The 19,421-nt window shown below is 37.9% G+C and carries 16 protein-coding genes; 9 read left to right on the plus strand and 7 right to left on the minus strand.

All coding sequences use genetic code 11. The features are described 5' to 3' along the window. Positions 1-783: 783 nt before the first annotated feature. The 3 genes from CLNEO_RS12400 to CLNEO_RS16785 form a co-directional block, all read right to left on the minus strand. Positions 784-1,086: a hypothetical protein gene (locus CLNEO_RS12400; protein ID WP_066089569.1), complete on the minus strand. Its 303-nt coding sequence runs from the start codon at positions 1,084-1,086 to the stop codon at positions 784-786. Positions 1,087-1,802: 716 nt separating this feature from the next. Then, the gene (locus CLNEO_RS12405; RefSeq protein WP_066089571.1) at positions 1,803-3,599 is read right to left on the minus strand and encodes a methyl-accepting chemotaxis protein; all 1,797 of its coding nucleotides are present in this window, start codon (positions 3,597-3,599) and stop codon (positions 1,803-1,805) included. Positions 3,600-4,209: 610 nt separating this feature from the next. Next, positions 4,210-4,341, minus strand: coding sequence for a chemotaxis protein CheW (locus CLNEO_RS16785; RefSeq protein WP_083532005.1), 132 nt, complete (start codon positions 4,339-4,341; stop codon positions 4,210-4,212). Positions 4,342-5,512: 1,171 nt separating this feature from the next. Between CLNEO_RS16785 and CLNEO_RS12410 the strand changes: the two genes are divergently transcribed. The 6 genes from CLNEO_RS12410 (at position 5,513) to CLNEO_RS12440 (ending at position 8,976) form a co-directional block, all read left to right on the plus strand. Beyond that, positions 5,513-5,860, plus strand: coding sequence for a NifB/NifX family molybdenum-iron cluster-binding protein (locus CLNEO_RS12410; protein ID WP_066089574.1), 348 nt, complete (start codon positions 5,513-5,515; stop codon positions 5,858-5,860). Between the two features lie 49 nt (positions 5,861-5,909). Continuing rightward, complete coding sequence (locus CLNEO_RS12415; RefSeq protein ID WP_066089578.1) at positions 5,910-6,134, plus strand: DUF5320 domain-containing protein; 225 nt, start codon at positions 5,910-5,912, stop codon at positions 6,132-6,134. A gap of 29 nt (positions 6,135-6,163) precedes the next feature. Beyond that, positions 6,164-6,484, plus strand: a complete 321-nt coding sequence (locus CLNEO_RS12420; protein ID WP_066089580.1) for a DUF5320 domain-containing protein — start codon at positions 6,164-6,166, stop codon at positions 6,482-6,484. Positions 6,485-6,707: 223 nt separating this feature from the next. Further along, entirely contained in the window at positions 6,708-6,920 is a 213-nt protein-coding gene (locus CLNEO_RS12425) for a hypothetical protein (protein ID WP_066089583.1), read from the plus strand. Between the two features lie 441 nt (positions 6,921-7,361). Continuing rightward, positions 7,362-7,694: a CGGC domain-containing protein gene (locus CLNEO_RS12430; protein WP_066089586.1), complete on the plus strand. Its 333-nt coding sequence runs from the start codon at positions 7,362-7,364 to the stop codon at positions 7,692-7,694. A gap of 805 nt (positions 7,695-8,499) precedes the next feature. Next, complete coding sequence (locus CLNEO_RS12440; protein WP_066089796.1) at positions 8,500-8,976, plus strand: DUF134 domain-containing protein; 477 nt, start codon at positions 8,500-8,502, stop codon at positions 8,974-8,976. Positions 8,977-9,533: 557 nt separating this feature from the next. Here the strand turns inward: CLNEO_RS12440 and CLNEO_RS12445 are convergent. Both CLNEO_RS12445 and CLNEO_RS12450 read right to left on the minus strand, forming a co-directional pair. Continuing rightward, positions 9,534-10,700 carry a YibE/F family protein gene (locus CLNEO_RS12445; RefSeq protein ID WP_066089591.1) on the minus strand — a complete coding sequence of 389 codons (1,167 nt, stop codon included), beginning with the start codon at positions 10,698-10,700 and terminating at the stop codon, positions 9,534-9,536. 65 nt (positions 10,701-10,765) lie between these two features. After that, a complete protein-coding gene (locus CLNEO_RS12450) occupies positions 10,766-12,304 on the minus strand; it encodes an alkaline phosphatase (protein ID WP_066089594.1) in 1,539 nt (512 codons plus the stop codon). Positions 12,305-12,742: 438 nt separating this feature from the next. Between CLNEO_RS12450 and CLNEO_RS12455 the strand changes: the two genes are divergently transcribed. The 3 genes from CLNEO_RS12455 (at position 12,743) to CLNEO_RS16125 (ending at position 13,853) form a co-directional block, all read left to right on the plus strand. After that, positions 12,743-13,366: a DUF4397 domain-containing protein gene (locus CLNEO_RS12455; RefSeq protein ID WP_066089597.1), complete on the plus strand. Its 624-nt coding sequence runs from the start codon at positions 12,743-12,745 to the stop codon at positions 13,364-13,366. Positions 13,367-13,417: 51 nt separating this feature from the next. After that, positions 13,418-13,555, plus strand: coding sequence for a hypothetical protein (locus CLNEO_RS15940; RefSeq protein ID WP_157723575.1), 138 nt, complete (start codon positions 13,418-13,420; stop codon positions 13,553-13,555). 139 nt (positions 13,556-13,694) lie between these two features. Further along, positions 13,695-13,853, plus strand: a complete 159-nt coding sequence (locus CLNEO_RS16125) for a hypothetical protein (RefSeq protein ID WP_164493070.1) — start codon at positions 13,695-13,697, stop codon at positions 13,851-13,853. A gap of 349 nt (positions 13,854-14,202) precedes the next feature. Here CLNEO_RS16125 and CLNEO_RS12460 read toward each other — a convergent pair whose 3' ends face one another. Both CLNEO_RS12460 and nifJ read right to left on the minus strand, forming a co-directional pair. Continuing rightward, on the minus strand, positions 14,203-15,690 hold the full coding sequence (locus tag CLNEO_RS12460) for a 4-hydroxyphenylacetate 3-hydroxylase family protein (RefSeq protein ID WP_066089600.1): 1,488 nt from the start codon (positions 15,688-15,690) through the stop codon (positions 14,203-14,205). A 59-nt stretch (positions 15,691-15,749) separates the two neighbouring features. Next, positions 15,750-19,277 carry a pyruvate:ferredoxin (flavodoxin) oxidoreductase gene (gene nifJ, locus CLNEO_RS12465; protein WP_066089604.1) on the minus strand — a complete coding sequence of 1,176 codons (3,528 nt, stop codon included), beginning with the start codon at positions 19,275-19,277 and terminating at the stop codon, positions 15,750-15,752. Positions 19,278-19,421 lie beyond the last annotated feature (144 nt).

Raw genomic sequence — 19,421 nt, forward strand, 5'->3', positions numbered from 1 at the left:
CATTTATCAAGGAGGGAGCCTGAAATATCATATTCACGTATGATATCGCATTTTCTCTTACCGCTTCGGGAGAGATCAACAATTTGTTGTTTGAATTCGGACGTAAATGTACGACGATTTTTGAGTTCATTGTTTTGAGACATAGGGCATCATCCTTTCTTCATTAAGAATATCATATATGCCCTTAAAAATTCTGTCTAGTTAATTATAGCCGATCCAGCTACTTTGATACTAGTTCTGTTTGTTTTATCTTTATATAAGTTTGCATTTCTTATAAGTCTAGGGTTAGGCGTATCAGGTGGGTTAATTTTTATGCAAAGAGTTTGCTGTAAGAATATTTGTTTGCAGTTAATTTCTTAAAGTACTTTATTAACTTATGTCAATATCGTGGGCACAGAAAATGAAACTTTTACGCAATATGTTCTGTAGTCTGTTGAACTATCTCTGGGGTGATATGATTAAAGAAGCATCAGAATTCGAATATGGAATGATGCAAGCTACGATTGATACGCTTTGACTTGTAACCATTGCGGTAATCACCTCTGTCAGAGTGTTCTGACTTTTCATAGCTAAGATGGTCTTGATTGTGTAAAGAAAAGTCTGTACATACTAATCTTCTATGATAAGAACTGGTCTGAGGTCTGAGGGCTTAGGTATAAGCCTTCAGACCTTGTTTTATGGAGTCTGTGAAAGTTTTTTTGTAAACTAAAGGGTATGTGAAACAAAGTCTGTAAATTAAGTATTAAACTAAAAGCCTTCTATGATAAAATAAAAAATCATAGGTCAAGCTTGCCTTTGGTGAAATTTTAGTTGCTGTTGTATCATTAAATACAAGGCTGATAATATATTCTTAATATTTGTTTTTGCCCAGTCACTTACTTGGCTATAGTCCGTGTAACTTTCACATCTGCTATCATCACTTCCTATAAGCTTCGTAATCTTCATGGCTCTTGGGTACATAACCATGGCTTCTTCCCTTGCAATCTGGTTATCTCCTCTAAATGTTCTGGTATATGTACCTTTCCCTGCCAAAACCTCTGCAAGTATTTCTTTGACGCTTTCATCCTGTTCCTGCACAATTACCATTTCTCCATCCACATTGGTATAGCCAAAGGGTGGATAGGCAGCAACACGCAGTTTTTTTATTTTTTCATTTTATTACTTTTAGGAGGTTTTATTACTCTCTCACCTCCTCGTTCTGTTTGTTAATATTACCTCTGAAGTGGCACTATATCAAGGTTTTAGGGCAATAATTCAACCAAGGAAGGAGAGAATGATTTCTATTTAGTGCTGTAATTTTGTGAAATTTATGATAAGAACACTATGTATAAGACTGCCAGATGGAAGTTTTTCTTAACCAACCCGAAAACAGTTTGTAATACAAACAGGGCAAGAACCACAGAAAAATGGCCTTACCCATAAATAACTATCAATTTTTTATGTCAGTTTACACAGACTTTGAAAAGGGTTCTAATTTTTCACAACAAGGCTGATATAGCACCATGTATGGTCTTAGACACTTCACTCTTTGTCCTCACCTTTTAATTGCCTCGTACTTAGTATATTTTGTTTTCTTATAACATATCAACAACATTATAAACTGAACGCCAATCGAGTTACCACATGGCATACTGTCATACACCGTAAGCTTTATATGGCTAAAGGTAGAGAAGCTTTTTACGAAAGTACCGAATTTAAAACTTACAAACCTTGGTTTCAATTACGAGCGAACCCATCACAAAAATATTAGCGAATGAAAAACTGTGGCAAATCTCTTTGCTGACAGTGCTACTGTTTAGGTATCAGTATTTTTCATAAGGATTTGATTTAGATAGAGAAGTATAGGGTTCCTGACTATGATTTTTTATATTTGTCCTGTCACCCCCCGACATATGAAAGCTTTCATTCTCTTTACACAACTTAAACTTTCCTATCTCCTCTTGTAAAATCTGTGCTTGCGCTGCAAGTTCTTCACTGGCGGCAGAGCTTTCCTCTGAGGTTGCAGCGTTGGTTTGCACTACTGTAGACACCTGCAAAAGTCCCTGATTAATTTGTTCAATAGCTGATGCCTGTTCCGTGGATGATGCTTCGATTTCCCCAATTGATTTTACAACCATACTGGCTTTTTCCGCCACCGTAGCCAAAATCTTGCGTGTCTGTTCGGCAAGCTGTTCCCCCTCAGAAACGGTCTCCACAGATTTCTGGATTAAGTCTGAAGTTTGCTTTGCTGCCTCAGCAGATTTTGCCGCAAGATTACGAACTTCCTCTGCCACCACCGCAAAGCCCTTTCCTGCATCTCCGGCACGAGCGGCCTCTACTGCGGCATTAAGCGCAAGAATATTTGTTTGGAAGGCGATATCTTCCACAAGTTTGGTAATCTTTGAAATTTCCTGAGAGGACTGTCCGATTTCCCGCATGGCGTTATTCAGCCTATCCATATACTCGTTGCTGACTGTTACGCCTTGCCCAGCCTGCTCTACATATTCCCCTGCTTTTAGCACACTGTCGGCATTTCGTACCGCCTGCTCAGAAATACTGACAGCTGAGGCCGTTAATTCCTCAACAGTCGCTGCCTGCTCAGTAGCACCAGAGGATAATGCCTGTGCACCGTCAGAAACCTGCCCAGCGCCAACGCCGACCTGCTCTGCGGTTAATGATACCGATGAAATTAGAACATGTAGTTTTTTTACAAGATTCTCAAGGGCTTTGGCCATAACATCTTTATCAGAGCGGATAATTACAGTTGTAGTCAAATCTCCTGTTGCAATGATTTCCGCCGTTTTGCTAAGAGTAACAGTTTCTTCAATCAGTTTGTTGAAAGCAAGGGCGACCTTGCCTATTTCGTCCTTTCGATATTTCACTTTTTTGTCTTCTTCTGTTAGTAAACCATAGATGTCAACATCCCCAATCGCAAGATACTCGGATACCATAGCAAGCATCTGCATTGGCTTGCTGATGATTCCGGATATGTACATGCTCAAGAAAAGTGCAATGATAAGGGATATCGCAATTACAGCAAGCATAATAAATACTTCAATCCATGCCACCTTCTTACTACTTTCAAGATTATCTTTTGCAATTGTATGGTTATATTCCGTTATGGATTCAAAAGCATCTGTTGTATTCTGTGCAGTAGACGCTGCCCCTTTTATTAAAGATAGTATGTTTTCCTTTGATTCTCCTGAATGGGAAGCATTCACAATTTCATCAGCTACTTTTTTATAAGCTTCGAAAGCCGTTTTGGTTGAGTCATAATTCTGCTGATCTTGACTGCTCGAAATTGTTGTTGTGTAGTTATCCAACTGTGTCTGAACGAGATCCATTGAATCAGAAATTTCTTGCAAGTATTTTTCTTTATCTGTATCGTAGTTGATATATAAATAAAGGATAGAGTTTCTGAGTTCTTTCATATGATTTTCTGCTTCTGAAGAATATTCTATTCCCTTTGTGCAATCATCATATGTCTTTTGCTGGCTGTTAATCATGCTGATCATACTGATAATGCCAACAACGCCAATTATCACACCCATAAACGCTGTAAACAAAAATCCCACTTGTAACTTTTTGGATATTTTTTGATTTTCAAACCACTGTTTCATTTTTATATACCTTCTTTCTTTTAAAACAGAACAACTATTGCCTGTTCATCTTTTATAATGGAATTGTTTTAGTAAGACAGAACCCAATGTCCTTACAATATTTAAACATTTCAACACTTTTGTTACTTTAAAAATTGTAGCTTAAGATGCCTTGGTTTCCGCGAAAATAAATGATTGGGCTCTTTATTTTACGAAATGGCAGTTTGCATAGGAGCAAACCTACTCGTTGCCTTTTTTTGCTCCTACTATAACGTTTTGTTAATTTTAATGAAGTCTATAACAACTGTAAAACTTATCCAGCTAATGTAACTCCTGCTGTTGTTACATTTAAATCAAAAATATTATTCGGGCAGGTTATAAGCTCAATTGCCGCACTTTATGCATATTACTCCAAATTGTTTATCATTTATTCAGATAATAATTTAGCGCTGTCTATGAGAAAAACAACCTCACTTTCTAACTTTGCAATATCAGAAAGGTAATTTTACTTATTTACCCCTTTGTTTAGGTGGTTGAGCAATGCTTTTTCCATAATCGCTATTACAGCATCTACCTCATCTACAATTAACCCAACCTCTTTGTCCTGTATTAACACAACAACAAAACAGGTTCAACCATCGTAGGCTTTTTCTTTTTTCCCTAGCCTTAAACGAATGTCAATAACAGGAATAATACTTCCTCTTAAATTGATAACCCCTTTCATGTAATTGATAGAATCCGGAATCTCTGTAATCTTCTGCAATCATACAATTTGCACTACATTAAATATTGGAATCGCTATTATTTGTTTATCAATAAAGAATGTCAGATATTTACCTTCCATATCCGAATCCAGTTGTTTCATTTAAGGCTCTTTCTCAATACACACAGTATTTTTCATTTTTTCCTCCTTTTCATTTATAAATTTTTCGAATAATTATACAATATTGTTATAAACTTCCACAATCATAAACTAATACTATTTCTTTTTCAACTCGGAAACTAAAAATTTTGTTGTTTATTGTTTTTTTTGCTTTGATTTGAAATTTTTTATTTATTCTTTTAATTTATAGGATTTAAAATTGCTTGTAGTTGAATCATCTATTTCCTTTGTTTTTTCTAAAATTTCTTCGATAATTTATACCTTCTTCAACATCTAAAATAATATTTTGAGACTAATCTTGCATTTCACTTCTTGTTTCTACTCCTTCAAAATTTGCTTGTTTTAGCTCTTTTAATTTAAAATAGCTTCTTCAGTATTACTCATTTGATTTATATCATCTTTTGTAATACTTGAAACTACACTTAAAACTTCTTGTGCCGAATTTGCAAGCTTCTGGGCCAAATTTGCAAGCTTCTGGGCCGGAAATATATCCTAAAATTTTGCATTTAAACATCTTCAGTTGCTTGATTCCCCTCTGCTGTTCCATTGCATTCCACGTTTTCACTTGGTTCACTTTCACCGCATGTCCTAAAACCGGAAATAACAACAGCGTAGAGAAGCCAAGGTACATTACTAAATTTATTCTAAAAAAATGATGCTAAATATAGTTACGATGGGTTAGCCAATATAAATATTCTAAAGGCGATAGTTGATCGTTATTAACTGGCATAAAGTAGTATCTCTTGCTCATTTTCTCAACAAAATTATTGACGTATGTTTTTTCTCCAGCATTTAAGCCGGATATAAAAGAAATTTCTCATAAGCTAATATGCGTTTGAAAAAAATCAAAAATTTCAAATATTTTATTGACATATGCCCATAATAGCCTTATTATATTAATGAGCATATGCCAATAATAAATAATTCAATGACATTAGGGAAAAATGCAAACTTAAAATTGTAAATTAAAATAATGAAAACTCTTATGCATTAGCAACACATTAAATAATTTCTTAAACCAAAAATTTATTGTAAAAAGGAGGAATCTATATTGAAAATAGCCATAGCAGTTGAACAGAAAACAGTATCGGCGCATTTCGGAAAATGTCCAGAATTTTTAATCGCAGATATAAAGGGCGGAAAATTAATTCAATCAGAAACACTCCTCATCCCCAAACATTCACCTGGGTCTGTTCCTGAGCTATTGCATTCTAAAAAGATTCAAAGAATACTCTGCGGTGGCATGGGAACAACGGCAGCCGCTTTCTTTCACACTTATGGAATACAAGTAATTACCGGCGTTACAGGAGATGTAAATCAGGCCCTAAATGCCTTTATGAATGGAACACTTTTGGCAAATGGCCCAAGCTTTTGTACTCCAGGCAGCAAAGGCTGTTAAGATGAAACACACTCATATACAGTATAAAAAACTCTACGGAGGGTTCGCTATGGCAAATAAAGATCAAACAGGCCCTTTTGGAAAAGGACCACTGACAGGGCGAGGAATGGGTGTTTGTCAAGGCTTTCCAATGCCTCGCTTCGCCAAAACAAGAATGGGCCATGCCATGGGATTTGGGCAAAGACAAGGCTATCGGCATAGGTTTTATCTTGCAGGGTTACTGCCGGGATGTGCTTACTTGACTTATCGGTTATTCAACCGTAAAAAACACTAAAAAATATTTTTGAGAAAGGTGGAATTATTATGCCAAGAAGAGATGGAACAGGCCCCATGGGAATGGGCGCAAAAACAGGAAGAGGTGCAGGCTTTTGCGCCGACCTTGCAACGAAGAAAAATTTAGTGGGCTTTGGCTGCGGCTTTGGGAAAGGGAATGGCAACAGACGGATGTTGCATGCAACGGGTTTGCCAAGATGGGCACGCTTTGGAGCCCAAAAAGAAACCGAAGCATTCGCATGGGATGTTGGAGAAAAAGAACTTTTGAAAAAACAGGCAAATTTATTGGAAAGCCAGCTTAACGAAGTAAATAGGCTGCTTGCAAGCTTTGAAGAACATACCGGAGAATAACCTTTTATACGATGAAGGGCAGGCATATTTGCCTGCCTTATTCGCATTTCACCATTCATTCAATAATTAAAATAATACCATATCTGTTGAAAAGTTTTTAACGAATTAAAACAAAAAATAATTTTAAATAAATGATATAGGCTTTCTTAATCCACCGAAATATCAATTTAAAAGGAGATGCGATTATGATAAAGGCGACTTATCAAATGCGGATTGGGTTTCCGTGAAATTGAATGCAGTGAATGAGGGAATCTGGCACCAAATTGACAGGCCCCACGGCAGATTGAAGCTTGAACGCATTTTAGATGGTATCATTGACTTCTCAAAATCTTATCAAGGAACTCTTGTTACTGAAACCACGCTTGTTTCAGGAATGAATGATGGCACAGATCATCTTGAAAGCATTGCAAAGCAAATTGCAAAAATTAAGCCATAGAAATCTTATATACTGGTACCCACAAGGGCGCCAGCAGAGAGTAACATTTATAGAGCAACCAGCGAAAGTTTGATTGAGCAGCTGGTATCATTAACAGTATTTCCGGCGTTAATATTGAATGTATTACTGAGAATGATACCGAACAGGTTTTTTTCTTTACGTACAATATTGCAGAAGACCTATTAAGCATCGCTTCTGTGCATCCCATAAGAGAAAAAATTATTCAGCATTATATCCAAGGGAAGAACGCAGACCTTTCCATTTTAAATGAGCTGTTAGAACAAAACAAAATTGCGGAATATATCGATGTGGGCAAAAAATTTTAAAAAGAATCCTAATGCTACTCATAAAGAATCGTTAGCCCCCCCCCGAATAATTGACATATGCTAATAATCCAACTATAATAATAGTAAATTTTTAGTGATGGAAGGGTGAAATAATATGAAAGTAGGAATCATTCGATGTATGCAAACTGAAGATATGTGTCCCGGCACATCAGATTTTAAAGTAATGAAAGAAAAGAAAGGTGCCTTTGCAGGAATCGAAGAAGAAATTGAATTAATAGGCTTTAGTTCCTGCGGAGGCTGTCCAGGGAAAAAAGCGATAACAAGAGCAGAGGAAATGGTAAAAAGAGGTGCGAATACCATAGCTTTGGCTTCCTGTATAACCAAAGGCGCCCCTATAGGCTTTGTCTGTCCCCATGCAGAGGCTATGAAAAAAGCAATTTCCACAAAAATAGGGGCAGATATTAAAATCTTAGATTATACCCATTAATAAAGGTGTTACTATAGAAATTTTTCTTGCTTGCCTTCTGTGTATACTCAAGCAGATACTTGAAGCTGCCAGAATGGCTACTAACGATATAACTATACAGGATAAAATATTGATTGAAATGACAGGTATCCTTTCAAATTATAAAAACTACTGTAGTTCGCCAGATTTGGCATCGGTTATGCATCAAATTGTAAATATACCCATTTTTAAAATCCTTTTTGGAACAGAAAAATAACAGCTTATATTGGGCATTGAAAATCGTCCAACGGGAAATAACATTGATTCAGACATTTACAATAACATTGTTATTGAGAGTTGTAAAAAATCCGAGTTTGAAAAGGACTCTTGTTTTTGTGATATTGCTGGCTTTGAAGAGAAGCTTAAAAAAGCAAAACCTTTACTCATCCTCGGTAATAGTTCTGGAGAAACAGTGTTTGATAGAATTTTGGCAGAGCATCTTTCTCTGTATAATATAAAATACTATACGCCGTAAGAAGCCACCGATTATCGACGATGCCACCTTAAAAGAGGCCTACGAATTGGGTTTTATGGCTGCACCACAATCCTTCCCTTGTGGTCTGATTCACCAAAGATAATTCTTGAAATTTGCAACACTTATTTTTTAGATTTATTTTTGAAGCGGACCTGATCATTAGTAAAGGATAGGGAAATTACGGGGCCCTTTCCCATTGCATTCGATATTTTTTCTTCTGAAAGCAAAATGCACAGTCATTGCAAAAAAACTTGGTGCTGCTCTAAATGAATATGTTTTATAGGAAAATTAATTGAAATGGAGTTGAATGTTTTGGCAAGACCAACGAAATGGCGAATCATAGAAAATGCGCCTGCTATACCCTTCTTTGTGCCTTCTGAACAAGGTATCCCTGAAGTACCTAGTAATATTCTATTAATTGAAGAACTGGAAGCCCTACGCTTTAAGGATTTAGAAGGCCTCGAACAAGAAGAAGGTGCGGAAAAAATGCAGGTTTCACGGGCAACATTTCAGCGTATTCTGCTTTCCGCAAGGAAAAAGGTTGCAGATAGCCTTGTGAACGGTAAAGTGATTCATATCGATGGAGGTAACTATACTTATCATATCTGCGCCGTGAAATGCTTGGACTGTGGCAGAGAATGGAGGGAAAGCTATGAAAACCTTATGGCAATCAAAAACGAAGGATATTCCTGCCCCGACTGCGGCTCCTCTAATGTGATATGCGAACAAAACTGTAAAGGAAGGTCGCGCCATAGAAATTGCCGCCATCATGGCAGAAACCATATATAATTTTAACATAGACTTAAGATTCAATCAAAACCAAAAAGTTGATAAACATGAAATTTACAGTTTTAACTAACGACAAGGTACAAAAAAGAGGGATTCTGGCTAAGCATGGTTTATCTCTTTTTATTGAACATTAAGTGCGCAACATCTTATTTATACAGGGCAACGCGATGTTTTTATACACAATGCCTCCTCTTTCGGAATTGATTTAAACAAAACAGATTGCAGTCAAAATTCAGGAATACGGAAGCTAAAATAAATTATTTTCCTATATAATAATGTAATTTTTTCCTTGATAAATTTTGCATGATAATCAGCGGCTTTGAAAAGAGTCGCTTTTTTAGTTTATTGGCATAAGTCTGGGAATCCGCCCTCTTACATCATAGAAGGTTAGTCACAGACCCTCCCCCAGTTTCTTAGGGACGTATTTCAATTTCAACAACCTCAAAAGTTATCAACTAAAGCCAGCCGACTATTGGGTAAATAAAATATTACTTGATCGACCTGATAACGATTAAAATAAAATCACAGGCCACACCCGAAAGTTTTCTACCTTTGATTTATTTTAGATTTGGTGGATCAAGTTTTTTTTCTAAAGTATCCTCAGTTAAATGATCCTTTTTTGTTAGGAAAACACCAGCACAAAGGGCGGTTAAGGGTGCAACACTAACAAGACCAAAGCTCCCCACCAAGGTGTCTAGAATTTCTGCTGAAACATATTTATAATTTAAAATGTTGGATATGGGCGTACCCTGTGCCATGAAAACCATGAGGGACGCCATATATCCACCAGAATAAGCCAGCAACAATGTGGTTGTCATGGTACCCATGGCCGCACGTCCCACATTCATGCCGCTTTTGACAGCCTCAAAAACAGAAATATCCGGTTTTTTTTCTGTCACCTCTTGGACAGCAGATGTGATATCTACTGCTAAATCCATTACAGCCCCCGATGAGCCGATAAAAACACTTGCCATAAAAATTTGAGTTAGATTTAAATGGGCATAGCCGCTATATAGCAGGCTTTCAGAATAGGGCATAATGGCACCGTGAATTTTAAATTGCTTGGTAAAAAAAATGCCCAAAACTGCCGTTACCAAAAGCCCAGTTATTGATCCACAAACGGCACTTAGGGTACGGCGGTCAAAGCCAAATACCAAAGCGATGATGATTACCGTCAAAAAAGCTGTAAGGGATAGTCCAATATAAATGGGATTATAACCCTTTAGATATAAGGGTACCAAAACCTTCCAAAGCATAAGAACTGTAATGGCAAAGCTAAGAATTGCCCGTATGCCTGTTTTACCTGCCACCAAAATGAGGAAAACAGCAAAGGAAATTGCCAAAAAAAGTTCTATTGGATGGCGATAATGGTCAATCATATTGACAGAAACAATGGTGTTCTCTTGATAATTGATAACAACAAGGACTTTATCCCCCACCTGAAATATTTTATCGGTTTCTAGCGAGCCGTTTAAGATGTTAAAGCCATCCACAATTTCCCCCTTGAATTTACCTCCCAAAAGTTCCAGTGTACAATCCTGTTCCCCACTACGGACAAGGCCTGTATCAATGATATTGCTATTGTTGGTATCTAAAACCTTTGCAGCACATCGATCTGCACCTTTATAAATAACAGCATCCTCAAAACCGGTTGGGAGTAGTATTAAAAAAATGAGAATAAAGATACCTGCCAAAACAGGTGCGTTGTTTTTTAAAAAATTCATATTTTCCTCCCTAATAAAAAGGGGCAACTGCCATATCTAGGTATGGCAGTGCCATTTTGTGTTTCTTATTTCAAGTTGAGAAGTGATGCCAGCTTGTTGTAAATATCAGTGTTATCGTAGTAGCTAGAAAATAAATCTTCGCCTACACCTTCTGCAAATACACCTACCGGCAAACCTGTATGGGAATAAGATGAAAAATTAATACCACTTTTGTTATTCAAGATATGGGTGATAGTTACAGAAAGTGGTTCGTAGGTGCCATAAAGTACATATTCTTCTTGATTTGATTCATCCACTGCAACACCACTCATTGTTTTGTCATAAGCTGCTTTCAGCTTTTTTAATTCGTAGTCAGTTAAAATTAACTTCGAGTCTGCGCTTACAGTTTTATCCGAAGCAGTGGTTAAACCAAAGTTGGTTTTGATGTCTTTTAGTACTGTTTCAAAGGGCGTTTTATTTTCCTTATATTTGGCTACATAATCAGAATCATATTTTGCATAGGAAATCTTCTGGTTTGACAAATTGGTTAAATATGTATCATAGTTTGTTCCAGCATATCCAATCGTAAGTCCGCCTGTTTCGTGATCCCCTGTGACAAGAATTAATGTTTCATTGGGGTGCTGGTTGTAAAATTTAATCGCTTCCTGTACAGCTTCGTCTAATGCTAAGGTGTCAGCAATGGTACTCCCTGCGTCGTTAGCATGGCAAGCCCAGTCGATTTTTCCGCCTTCTACCATCATAAAGAAGCCCGTACTGTTATCTAAGACTTCAATGCCTTTTTTCACATAGTCTGCAAGGCCCCATTCTGAATTTTCTTTGTCGTTTGCATAGGTCATAGAGTCACTATCAGCAAGCCTTTCAGCAATGACAATGGATTTCCCATCCTTTGCGGTGAGTTTTTCAGCTTCAGACTGCGTTTTGATTACATTATAGCCCGCTTCCTTAGCAACTTGGTATACATCGGTTTGGTCGTTATTTTTGCCTGTGGTCTGCTTTAATGCACCTCCGGCAAAGTAATCAAAATCGCTTTCCACCATTTCAAGGGCAATTTCATAGTAGTTATTTCTGCTTGCCTGATGGGCATAAAAAGCAGCGGGGGTGGCATGGTTTATATTTACACTGCTGATGATCCCAACCTTATAACCAAGCTGATCTCTTACCTTTTCGGTAATAGCAGTATATTCCTTTGTTTTACTTTCATCCATATTTATAACGGAGCTATGGGTTTTCTTACCCGTGGAGATAGAGGTTGCGGTAGACGCAGAATCAGGACAGAATGATGTAGAATCGAAAGTGGTCGCACTGCCTACAACATCAAAATTCATAAAAGATAATGCTTCTCCCCCTGTGAGGATGGAGCTGTTTTTTGCCTGCGCCATTGCACCCAAATAGTCGCTGGCAGCTTGAATTTGGGGATAGCTCATACCGTCGCCGATAAAGAGAAAAATGTACTTGGGCGCAGAACTTTTTGCCGCAGAAGTGGCGTTAGTGGTACTGGGGTTGATGATGGTGTTTTCGGTAGAACCAAAGGCAACAACCGTGGAAATTGCCATTGCACCAACCAAAGCAAAGATCAAAGCCTTTTCTAAAAAATTTCGTTTCATCTGAAAACCCTCCATTTTCGTTTTTAATTAATTGATATTAAATACAAACAAATTATAACAAAAGGAAAAAATGGCAAACCACCTTTTTAATGTAAAATAAGGTTAAGATTTTGTTAAAGCAACAAACAATAACCTATTCTTTTTTTTGATGAATTTCTCTCGTGCACTGAGATATTCCTTCATCAAGCAATTAATTGTAGTTCTTGTGCTAAAACAAATATCAGCTTGGGAATAATGTCTTTTCTTACCCATTAGGCTATGGATCAGTTGCAAGAAGATTGGCAATCAGAGCAAATAAGCCTAAGTCGTTGCCCCTGATTAAATCTTGACAGAGGACCAATGACAGTATTTGCTAAGATAAATTTTCAACATAAAAACATCACAAATAAATATATCAAAACATATTTTATACCATACTGTATTTGGGAGAGATAAAACATGTATAAAAATAACATATCTAACCAAAGAGAAATGCCAATGGGTTACGTACGTGTAATTCACACTGTACCAGATGCTCCTAATGTTGATATATATGCTAACGACAAACTAATCGTAAGTAATCTTGCCTATGGAAAATATACAGATTATTTGCCTATACCTGAGGGAATTTACAAAATATCTCTATATGTTGCTGGAACTAAAGATTCTCCTGTCTTATCAGATATGTTAACCGTGGATAAAAATTATATATTGACTGTAGCAGCAGTCGGAAATCTTAAAGATATAGAATTTCGTGCTATTACTGATGCTAACGAAGTTAAAAAGACAGGCAAAGCAATGGTACGGTTTTTGCATCTTTCGCCAAATGCTCCCGCAGTAGACATTACATTGCCAGATGGAACAGTGATTTTTAGCAATATTCCATTTGAACACATTACGTCTTATATTGATGTTATGCCGATGAATTATACGCTTCAAGTTAGAGTTGCCGGAACTGACAATGTAGTTCTTACGGTACCAAATGTAAATCTGAGTGCAGACAAATTCTATACAGTTTATGCAATAGGTCTGGTAGGCGAAAAACCTGAACTTCAAGCATTATTAATTCAAGATGAAAAATAGCATTACTAAACATTAGACTAGGAAAGTGCTGATTTAATGAAGGGTGCGCAGATGGTTGAGGAAATTATTCAATTGGCAAGGAAAAAAATCGTAGGAATCGTACCCCTATTGCGGGGCTATGATGCCCAGCTAATGGCAGCACAACATATCCCCTTGCCTGGGTGCGTGGCAAATACGGCAAACAGATAAAACTAAGCACACCGCATATTTGTTTTATACAAATTTGCGGTGTGCTTGATTTTACTATAATTGATGCAGTGACAAACTTTTCATAAATGTTATATATGCTTATAATTTATGTAAGCAAGGCACTTGGAGGTGATTGCGAATGGAAAATATTAAAAATTTACTTGATAATACTACGACTGCTGAACCATATAAATGCTATGAAAAAACCAAAGCATATCAGTATTCTAGCAATGTACTTTCTCAGATTATTGAAAAACATGGTGCAGAGGTGTTCGATGAAATCAATCGTATTGTCTAAAAGTACCGTGATTAGACAAATTCCAACGTAATTTCTGTAAATCTATCAATAACTCCAAGTAAAGCAAAAGAACACATCTAAAAATCACACCTAAACCTCCTATTGAAATTGCTACGAACACACGCCCCCAGTATTCCCAACACCCAAGTAAATGGGAGAACTATACAGCATAGCCATTGAACGTATTAATAAAAGATTAATTATTTAAAATTGGATAGAGTAGATCATTGTTTTCAGGTTAATGTTGGGCATTGCCCCCTACAAATACAAGAATTTTTAATATTTAGTAGGGATACAGCTTGCCTCATCCCTTTACATCTAAACACAAATCTTATGTTCTCTAAGATTTTTACTCTTTAATACCTACAATATTCTTAGCCAGCTGTTTTTTGCCTTGAATGTTTCCTTGACGAGCAATCATAATACGTTGCGCCTGGGGAGAGCCTGCACCATGTAAAGATTCTGTACGATACCCCACTGCTGCTGCACCTAAGCATATATTCTCAAGAAAACGCATCACGCGCTGACGATCCTCCGCAGAGACACCTTCTCTGGTAGCAAAGTACTTATTACAAATTTGACTGATGGTTTCTCCCTCTCGTCCCACGGGAAGGTCGGACTTAAAATCCTTTTCTGATGGCATGGTAACCATCAAACCGCCTGCAATATCTTCCGCAAGACGTACGATTTCATAAGGAAATCTTGTAACATTTTGCTTGCAAACATTTGCCAATAATAAATCGATTTGGTAATTACCGGCTTTTGTAGCACAACCCTCGCAAGAGCAAGCAATCCCACAGGAGTATAGTGTTTCATTAAGATGGGTCATTTCAATCAGCTTATCCTTAACCGCACTGGCTTTTTCTACGCCGTTATATTCTGCTGCCAAAGCGGTTGCACCAATGATGACATCACCTACGCCAACCTTACAACCACCATAGCTTTGACGATGATAACCGGCAAATCTCTCTACCATCATGCCGGTAAATTCATGTTCCCCATTTAAGAAAATATTTTCATTGGGTATAAATACATGGTCAAGAATAACAAGTGCCTCCTGCCCGCAGAATTTAACATTACCCACGTCTATGGCTGCATCCTCCAGTTTACGGGTATCACAGGATTGGCGTCCATAAATCATATACATACCCTCTGCATCAGATGGACATGCAAAAGAAATTGCCCAGTCCTTATCGGCTTCACTCATGGCAATTGTTGGCATAAAAATGTGCCAGTGAGAGTTTATTGAACCCGTCTGATGACATTTCGCACCGGAAACTACAATGCCATCCTCACGTCTTTCTACAACACGAAGATACATATCTGGATCGCTCTGTTCATGAGGCGCTTTCGAACGGTCACCCTTTGCGTCGGTCATCGCACCATCTACAGTGAAATCGTTATCCTGTACCATTGTCAAAAACTTCTTGAAATTCTCGTGGTAGTCTGTTCCGTGTGCCTGATCAACTTCAAATGTTGTAGAAAACACCGCATTGAAAGCATCCATGCCTACGCACCGTTGGAAACAGCTGGCGGTCTTTTGACCCAATAAACGCAGCATTTTTATTTTATAAATCAAATCTTCTGATGATTGATGTAAATGCGTAAAACGATTAATTGTATGTCCTGTTAAACTGGATTTTACTGTCATCAAATCCTTATGTTGCGGGTCTTGTGCCATGGCATAGGTCATAGCAACACAGTTTATGGATGGACGAATGATAGGATCGTCCACCCAGTTATCAATCTTTTTGCCGAACATGTAAACACGGGTGTTCATCTTGCGAAGGGACTCAATATACTCTTTCGGGGTCATTAATTTCGCAGTTGTTGTCATTTTTGTTCCTCCTTTTTATCTCAAATAATTAGTTGCTTTCCAAACCAAAAAGTTTTCTTTTATTTCTTTGCTAAATCTTGATAAGTAGCCAGTCTTTCTTTCGCCTCTTTTTCTGCTTTTGCATATAACTGTTCCGCTCTTTCAGGGAATGACAATTTTAATGAGGCATAACGGTTTTCTCCCAAAAGGAATTGTTTGAATTCCTCAGATGGTTCTTTGGAATCAAGAGAAAATGGATTTTTGCCTTGTTCCTTTAAATCAGGATTGTAGCGATAAAGATGCCAATATCCCGCTTCAACTGCACGTTTTTCTTCTAACTGGCTAAGACCCATACTTGATTTCATACCATGCTCAATACACGGGCAATAACAAATTACAATGGATGGCCCATGATAGGCTTCTGCCTCGCGAATTGCCCGCAAAGTCTGTGCAGGGTCTGCACCCATAGCCACCTGTGCCACATACACATAGCCATAGCTCATAGCCATCAGTCCTAAATCTTTCTTTTTTGTCATCTTTCCACCAGCAGAGAATTTCGCAATCGCTCCTGTTACCGTAGCTTTTGAGGACTGCCCGCCGGTATTCGAATAAACCTCGGTATCTAAAACTAATAAATTAATATCCTTCCCCGACGCTAACACATGGTCTAAGCCACCATAACCAATATCATAAGCCCAACCATCACCGCCAAAAGCCCATACACTTTTCTTTGTCAAAAATTCTTGGTTTTGACGAACAAAAGCAGCCTCCTCGCTATTGTTATTTTCAAGGGCAGTTAATAAAGAATCGCTAACGGTGCGTGATTGTTCGGAATTATCACCGTTTTCCAAATATGCTTCACAAGCTTCTTTTGCTATACCTCTCTTTGCAAGGGTTTTAATTTTTTCAACCAATTGCAATTTTACAGCGTTTTGACCTAATAAATAACCGTAAGCATATTCAGCATTGTCCTCAAATAAAGACATTGCCCATGCAGGTCCAAACCCTTTCTTATCCGTACAGTATGGAGAAGATGGCGTAGAACCACCATATGCAGAAGAACAACCGGAAGCATTCGTGATATACATCCGCTCACCAAATAATTGTGTCACTAGCTTTATGTACGGTGTTTCTCCACAGCCTGCACAAGCACCTGAAAACTCAAAATAAGGTTTCGCAAACTGTGAATTTTTAATGGATTTATTATTTACAGCATCTTTTTTAATTTCTACAGCTTCAACAGCGTATGTCCAGTTTTCTGCTTCCCTAAGTTGACTTTCTAATTCTTCCATGATTAAAGCCTTACTTTCATTATTTTCTGCTTTTTTATTTACAGGACATACATTTGCACAGCTTCCACAACCAGTACAATCATAAGGAGACACTTGTATACGGAATTGATACTTCTCTAAACCGGAACCCATCGCTTTTTTCGTAGCAAAGCCATCAGGTGCAGCCTGAACCTCTTCAGCATTCAGCAGAATCGGACGAATGGCTGCATGAGGGCATACGAAAGAGCATTGATTACACTGAATACAAGCATCCATTTGCCATTCTGGAACCTCAACAGCAGCACCTCGTTTTTCGTATTTAGAAGTACCTGCAGGCCATGTACCATCTTCTAAGCCGTATTTTTTTAATGTTGCTACAGATAAACTGTCGCCCTCTTGTCGGTTCATAACCGATACAACTTCCTTAATGAATTCCGGACTGTTGTCCTGTATAGAAGGGTCTTGAACATTAAGCCAAGCACTTGGAATTTCAATCTCTTTAAGCTCTTGAATCCCATGCTCTATAGAGGCATTGTTCATATCAACAACAGCTTGACCCTTTTTCTTATAATATGACTTGTAAATCGCTTCCTTCATTTCTAAAACAGCTTTTTCCACAGGAATAACATTGGTAAGCTTGAAAAATGAAGCTTGTAAAATCGTATTTGTACGGTTTCCAAGTCCTAGCTTACGGGCAATCTCTATGGCATTAATGGCATAGAGTTTCACTTTCTTGTTTGCCAAGCTTCGTTTCATAGAGGCAGGCAAGTTTTTCTCAAGCCCTTCCATGTCCCAACTACAGTTGAGTAAAAATATACCACCTTCTTTTAAATCCTTTACCATATCATATTTATTTACATAGGAAGACTTGTGACAAGCAACAAAGTCTGCTGAATGAACAAGATATGGAGAACGAATCGGTTCTTTACCAAACCGTAAGTGAGATTGGGTTAAACCACCTGATTTTTTAGAGTCATAAACAAAATAAGCTTGACAATACAAATCTGTAGCATGACCAATAATTTTAATGGAGTTCTTATTTGCACCAACAGTACCATCAGAACCCATACCCCAAAGGATTACATTTGATTGATCCTCTGGCGAGGTTTTAATCTCACATGTAACAGGCAAAGATGTAAACGATACATCATCCTCTATGCCAATGGTAAAATTGTTCTTCGGCGCTTTTTGCTTAAGGTTTTCATAGACTGCCAAAATTTGGCCAGGGGTAGTATCCTTAGAGGAAAGTCCATAACGTCCACCCACAATTTCCATGGGTAATCCACTTTCTTTATATAAAGCACAAATATCTTGATACAATGGTTCACCTATGGCACCGGGTTCTTTTGTTCTATCCAAAACAGCCAATCGTTTCGCAGAAACAGGCATGCTTTTTAAGAAATGGGCGGCAGAAAAAGGTCTATATAAGTGAACATTAATCAAACCTACCTTTTCACCCTTTGACATTAAATAGTCCACCGTTTCTTTTCCAGTGTCGGCAGCCGAACCCATAAGAACAATCACATTCTCCGCATCGGATGCACCGTAATAATCAAAAAGATGATGAGTGCGACCTGTAATTTTACCAATTTCCTGTAAATAATGTTCCACAGCCCCAGGAATTGTAGAAAACTTTTCATTGCAAGCCTCACGACATTGAAAGAAAATATCAGGATTCACAGTGGTTCCTCTTGTTGCCGGATGCTCTGGATTGAGGGCATGTTTTCTAAAAGCCTTCATTGCGTCCATATCTACCAACGGACGCAAATCCTCATAATCTAAAGCTTCAATTTTCTGAATTTCATGGGAAGTACGGAAGCCATCAAAGAAGTGTAATATGGGCATGCGGCAATGAATTGCAGCCAAATGTGCCGCAGCACCAATATCCATTACCTCTTGTGTAGAGGATGAGGCCAACAGCGCAAACCCTGTGCTTCTTACCCCCATAACATCTGAATGATCACCAAAAATGGATAATGCGTGAGCCGATAGTGTACGGGCAGAAACATGGAATACCCCCGGTAGCATTTCCCCGGCAATTTTATACATGTTCGGTATCATAAGTAATAAGCCTTGGGAAGCCGTATATGTAGTCGTTAAAGCACCGGATTGCAAAGAACCGTGTACCGTACCGGCAGCACCGCCTTCTGACTGCATCTCAACAATCTGAACCGGTTGATCAAACAGGTTCTTTTTTCCATTTGCCGCCCATTCATCTACATACTCTGCCATAGGTGATGACGGCGTTATGGGAAAGATGCCAGCTACTTCAGTAAAAGCATAAGAAATATACGCAGCAGCTTGATTTCCGTCCATAATTTCAATTATTTTTGACATGCTTCGACCCCTCTCGTGTTAAAAAAATAATTGCATGTAATTACTAATTATGTATTCAATATTATATTGATGCATGCAATTTGTCAATGAGCTTTGTTATTTACCCTATACTTCACAAAAATGAAATGTGATATTTAGTAAAAA

Origin of the sequence: Anaerotignum neopropionicum (genome assembly GCF_001571775.1) — a bacterium.
Classification (GTDB): Bacteria; Bacillota; Clostridia; order Lachnospirales; family Anaerotignaceae; genus Chakrabartyella; species Chakrabartyella neopropionicum.